Annotated in this window: 5 protein-coding genes; all 5 read right to left on the bottom strand. The window is 56.1% G+C overall.

The window, feature by feature from the left end:
* The coding region (locus tag ACLQ7H_RS28690; RefSeq protein WP_411755608.1) for a BglG family transcription antiterminator at positions 1–1,405 on the bottom strand (1,405 nt) is incomplete at its 3' end.
* A gap of 51 nt (positions 1,406–1,456) precedes the next feature.
* Positions 1,457–2,686 carry a lactonase family protein gene (locus ACLQ7H_RS28685; RefSeq protein WP_411755607.1) on the bottom strand — a complete coding sequence of 410 codons (1,230 nt, stop codon included), beginning with the start codon at positions 2,684–2,686 and terminating at the stop codon, positions 1,457–1,459.
* A gap of 361 nt (positions 2,687–3,047) precedes the next feature.
* A complete protein-coding gene (gene dagF, locus ACLQ7H_RS28680) occupies positions 3,048–3,788 on the bottom strand; it encodes a 2-dehydro-3-deoxy-phosphogluconate aldolase (protein WP_411755606.1) in 741 nt (246 codons plus the stop codon).
* Positions 3,785–4,903, bottom strand: a complete 1,119-nt coding sequence (locus tag ACLQ7H_RS28675; protein WP_411755605.1) for a DgaE family pyridoxal phosphate-dependent ammonia lyase — start codon at positions 4,901–4,903, stop codon at positions 3,785–3,787. The genes dagF and ACLQ7H_RS28675 overlap by 4 nt, the downstream gene beginning before the upstream one ends.
* A partial coding sequence (locus ACLQ7H_RS28670) for an amidohydrolase/deacetylase family metallohydrolase (protein ID WP_411755604.1) occupies positions 4,887–5,888 on the bottom strand: 1,002 nt, incomplete at its 5' end. The genes ACLQ7H_RS28675 and ACLQ7H_RS28670, both read right to left, overlap by 17 nt.

The raw sequence follows: 5,888 nt of genomic DNA, 5'->3' as shown, positions 1-5,888 counted from the left end.
GCGACATCACTACGACCGGCTTGTTCTTCTCGCTGATGCGCGCATTGGAAATGATAAAATCTTCGTCGATACTGGCGAGAATTTCGTAATCACGCAGCGAAACGATGCGCGTCACCACCAGTTGCGGATATTTGCGCGCAATCTGGGCCTGGATCATCCGCACCGTAGAGTTACCGGTATCGCACACCAGCATCACCTGCGGATGGCGCTCATAGCCAATGTTGTAGTGCCGCTCCAGGCCCACGCCAATATGTAGCACCAGATAGCCGATTTCGTTTTCGCTCAGGGTATAAGGCGTATGTTTGCCCCAGCTCGAAACTGCCGCCAGCGTCACATCATAGGCCATCGGATAATGCTGCTTGATGTTGGCCAACAGCGGGTTCGGGATATTGATCTGGTATTTCACCCGGGTAATCATGGTTTTGATATGGGTGAGCAGATCGGCCCGCAGCTGCTTGTCGTTCTGCAGGTTGTAGTTATAGTGCGAGTTGATGTAGGACAGGATGTAATCCACCAGCGCCTCTTCATCATCGGCGTTGATTTTGGTCGGCTGCACTTCCTGTACCCTTCTGGCAGCGATGTTGACCCGCAAATAGGCCTCTTCCGCTGCCGCAATCTCTTTGCCCGTGGCCTTGCTCAGTTCACCTGCCAGCCAAGTTGATGCTTTGCGTACCGCATCATCACCGTCTTCCACATCAAAATCCTGTAGCGGATAGCCGTCTGTGATGCGTCGTAGCGCCACGGCACAGTAGAAGATCAGGTATTGCTCGCCCTCATCGGTCAGACGAATGGCATATTGCGACAGCAGCGGGTGCAGCAGCCCGGCAAAGGTCAACACCTGCGGCTGATGAAGGATGTCATTGTTCAGCAATGGGTTTTCCGCATCCGCCAGATGCAGCTGGAACAGCAGATCGGTCAGGCAAGCGCGGATCGCCATTTCAGCACCAAACAGCTTCATACCGTAACGCGGCTTGGTCTCGATGGTTAACTGGTAATGCGCCAGACGCTCCCTCACCTCAGCCATGTCGTTTTGCAGCGTACCCCGGCTGACAAACCATTCATCGGCCAAATCTTCCAGCTTCATCGAGAAGGCTGAGGTCAAAAAGCGAATCAACAGATAATGCACCCGCTCCTGCGCGCTGCGCGGCGTGGCGTGCTGTTTACGTTCCCGATGCTGGAGCGCACTAAACCGGGCCTCATCATCGACCTGCAGGCGATATCCGGCCCCACGGCTGTGGACAAACTGCGCACCATAACTCTCCAGGATATCGTTCAGCGCGGTGATATCGGCGCGTACCGTGCGGGTAGACACGGCAAAACGCTTCGCCAGCTCATCCTGCGGCAACGTTTCGGACTGCAAAGCATCGAACAGCGATGCCAAACGTGGGTAGGGAAATCTCACCATTTTCTTTCCGTTATCAACGTGCCCACCTGAGGGGGTCAGGTGGGCAACTGGTTACTTCGCAGCTGGCAAGAATACCATTTGTGAAGGGCTACCCACTGGGGTGTAGCCTGCAACAAAACTGAGCTTGCCGCTGAGCTGGTCTACGCTAAAGCGGGTTACGTTATCGCTACGCTGGTTCATGGCATACAGATAGCGGCCACTCGGATCCAAGGTGATGGTGCGTGGGTAATCGCCTCGCGTCCAGGTTTCCGCCACCGGTTTCAGTTCGCCCTCGCCGCTTACGCTGAACTGCGCAATGCTGTTGTGCAGGCGGTTGGCGACATACAGATTTTTACCATCCGCAGCCAAGGCGATGCCAGCGGCAAAGCTGGTACCTTTATAATCGGCAGGTAGAGTTGAAACTGCATGTAACTGTTTCAGGGTCCCCTTTTGGCTATCAAAGCGGTAGCTGGTAAGTGTAGATGCTTCCTCGTTGATTAGTATGACAATTTTACCATTAGGATGGAATATGAAGTGGCGCGGGCCGGCTCCGGCGGAAGAAGCCGCGATCCACGGCGGATCGTTCGGGGTCAGCTTGCCGCTGGCGGCATCGAAACGCCACTGGTAGATCCGATCCAGCCCCAGATCGGTAGAGAACACAAACTTGCCGCTCGGATCGCTGGCGATCATATGCGCATGTGGGCCATTGTGATCGCTGATGGCAAAGCTGCCTTCCACCGCGGCGGCGGGTTTGGCCGCGCCCGCAGGTCCAATGTCTTGTTGCACCGAACTGGCTGGTCCCAACTTACCTTCGTTATCCACCGGGAACGCCGCAACGCTGCCGCTGACATAGTTGGCCACCAGCAGATGACGGCCATCCGGGGTCAGAGAAAGGTAAACCGGCCCCGCGCCTTGTGAATCCACCTGATTAAGCGGCGTCAGACTGCCATCCTGTGGGTTGATGCGATAGGCGACAATGCCCCCGTGCTGGGTGCCATTAAAATCGGCCACCTCGCTGGCAACGTATAGCGTCTTCCCTTTGGCATCGGCGACCAGTTGGGCCGGATTAGGCAGGCTGCTGACCAGCGTCTTGGCACTCAGCGCCCCGGTTTTCGCATCCACCTGCAGGCGATAAACCCCCTCACCGTTCGGGTTATAGGTGCCAATATAGGCAAAATGAGACGACGTGGGTGTCATTGCATCCTCAGCATGTAACGCCGGGCTGGCGATAGCCAACAACGCCAGGGACAGCGCGCTCCACAGCGGAGCGATTGGTAATTTCGAAGCCTGCCAGTTTCGCATAGTTATCCTTTTGACCGATAGATAGGGACAAAAAGATGCCCCTCACCCTAACCCTCTCCCGAAGGGAGAGGGGACCGAACGTGCCACAACTTAACTCCAGTATCCAACCGCCACATCAAATCGAACATGCCACAGCGTTACACCACACCTAACCACAACTCCGTACCAGCTCCCTCTCCCGAAGGGAGAGGGGACCGAACGTGCCACAATTTAACTCCAGTATCCAACCGCCACACCGAACTACAACACCGTCCCCCCCTCAAGATAGTTAAACAAGCTACAGACTCACTCCTGCACCTGATAACAGCTCCGGACAGCTCCCTCTCCCTGTGGGAGAGGGTTGGGGTGAGGGGTCGCGGATTTACCCCACCAGCCGCTTGGCGATCTCCAGCAAGGTTTTGACATCCTGCGGGCGAGTATCGCCACTGGAGGAATCAATGATGGAGCTGTAGATATGCGGGATCACCTGCTTCACACCGGCTTTCAACGCAATCTCCAGGATCGGTTCGAAGTTTTCCAGATCGATGCCGCCGGTCGGCTCCAGCATAAAGTCATGCTCGGCACAGGCTTTCGCCACGTACTCATATTCGTCCTGATGCTTCAGGCCACCCATCGGGAAATATTTAATCGAGCTGCCGCCCATATCTTTCAATAACGCAATCGCGGTCTCTACCGGCACGATGCCATCCGCAGCATGAGCGCTCAGCGGCCCGGTGGAAATCTTCACCCAGCCCACGCGACCGGTTGGCGAGACCAGGCCGTTCACCACGGTTTGGTTTTGCCTCAGCAGTGCACGGCTGGCACCAACGCCGGTGAATACCTGGTTCACATGCTGAGGTTGGACGTGCTCGGAGATCAGGCTGACCATATTCGACTGCTTGGGATCGCCTGCCCCGAGGCCCACGGAAAGCGCGTTCTCGATCAGGCGCGCATAACGCGACATATCTACCACGGCGCTCTCAACGTCAGGATAATTTTTGGAAAGAACTCCCACCAATACGTGCCCCTGCGCCGCATTATAGATGTCCTGTGCGTTGGCTTTTGAACCAGCCAGCACGTTGAGGCAAACGCGGTCTTTATAGTAATTAGGCTTCAGCTTCATGCTTGGGTCTCCGTAAACAGATGTTTAATACAGGTAAAGACGGTCATCAGCTGCTGCTCGTTCACGCTGCGGACATCCACCTCAATCTTGCCTTCGTTGGCTTTGTAGCCACGGAAATAGATGGCGATATCACCGGTTTTCAGCCGCTGGACGATGTCAACGGTCGACATCCCCAACACCGCTTCATCAAAGGTGATTTCTATGCGGGCAATATCGCGCCCTGCGCTATCCCAGACGGTTTTGGCGCTGATGCCATTGAGGGTATTCAGTTGGCTGATAAACGGCGTCATGCGCTCTACCATTTGCGCACCGGTGGTTTTCTCCGACGTCAGGTAGCTTTCGATCGCCTGCGTCAGGCCGAGGATGCCCTCTTTACCCACTTTCATCGCCCGGCCAATACCGCCAGACTGTTGCTTCACCCATTCCACGTATTGTTTCTTGCCGATCACCAGCCCGCTGGTTGGCCCTTCAATAGCCTTGGCACCGCTGTAGATCACCAGATCGGCCCCCATCTGGTAGTAACACATCAGATCTTCTTCGGCAGCGGCATCGACGATCAGCGGCAGGTTATGCTTACGTGCCACCACGGCTGCCTGTTCGACGGAGAGAATGCTTTTCTGCACGCAGTGGTGAGACTTGACGTACAAGATGGCGGCGGTCTGCGGGGTGATGCAGGCTTCAATCTGTTCAGGGGAACACTCGTTGGCATAACCCGCTTCTACCACCTTACCGCCGCCGAGGGCGACCATGGTATCCACCGGCGCACCAAAGTTGACGTTATGGCCACGCGGCAACACGATCTCGCGCGGCTCGTTCACCATAGCGGAATGCAGGTTGACCAATAGGTTGGCGTTGTCCTTGACGATCACTGCCGCCACCGACTGGGCAATACCGGCAGAGGCGCAGGAAACAATCACCGCATCTTCCACATTCAGCAGGCCAGCAATATAGGCGCCGGTCTTGTTGACCAGATCCTTGATTTCAAAGTAATGATTCAGGCCGTAATCTACAGCGTCAATCACCTCCTGGCGTGGCGTAGAAACGCCGAGAATGGTCATGCGGCCGGAAGTATTGATCACCTGCTTTAAGTTATATTTTTCATAGACTGAAGACATGAGCGGCTTTTCCTTGATCGGTTAATAGGACTTCCCCGGCCACTACGGCAGCCAGCGGCACCAACAGTTGTTCGCCATTCACGGACTCCCCTTCGGCATCGGCAAATACCTGCGGCCCCTGGCGGAGGTCAAAAATGGTCAGGTCGGCATCAAAGCCGGGTTTCAGCTGCCCCTTGGTGGTCAGGCGTAACGCCGCAGCGGCATTTTCCGTTACGCAGCCAATGACCTGCGCCAGAGAAAGCCCAACGGTAAAGAATTTGGACATCACCGTCGCCAGGCTGTGCACCGGGCCAGCCAGACGGTTACGGCAGTAGATATCGGAACTGATGGTGTGCGGGAAAATCCCCAGCGCGATGGCCTGGCGGGCAACCTCAAAGCTGAAGCTGGCCGAACCGTGGCCCACATCAAGCAGCACGCCACGTTTTAACGCGCGTTGGATCGACTCGCGCAGGGTACCGGCCGGGGTCAGAATGCGGTTCGGTTTGCCGTTGTAGCAGTGAGTGATGATGTCGCCCTGGGTCAACAGATCGGCGATCTCGTCCAGATCCGGCGGGTTATTGCCAATGTGTACCATCAGCGGCAGTTGCTGGTTTTCCTGTTGGATCTCTTTGGCCAACACCAACGGTTTGGTGCCGTTCTGGCCCACGACGCTGCTGCTCATGCGCGCCTTGATGCCAATGATAAATCCCGGCTTGCCGTCGATGGCCTGTTTGACCTGCTGCTTGTTGATATCCGCCATATCGGCCAGCTCATTTTGCCTTAGCAGACCGATGCGCGAGATATTGAGGAAGGCAAAGACGTTGGTTTTGGCGCTGCGCGTCAGGGCATAGAATTCATCGATATCGTCGGTGCCGGTGCTGCCAGCATCCACCACCGAGGTAACGCCGCTGCTCACGCCCACCAGATCCGGGTCGTCATGATAAATCGGTGAAGAGGGATAACAGTGTACGTGAGAGTCGATCCAGCCAGCGCTCAGGCGGTAGTT

The sequence above is a fragment of the Serratia sp. (in: enterobacteria) genome (genome assembly GCF_046715635.1).
Classification (GTDB): domain Bacteria; phylum Pseudomonadota; class Gammaproteobacteria; order Enterobacterales; family Enterobacteriaceae; genus Chania.
The sequence above is the reverse complement of the archived record's forward strand: the minus strand, read 5'-3'. Positions and strand labels throughout refer to the sequence as shown.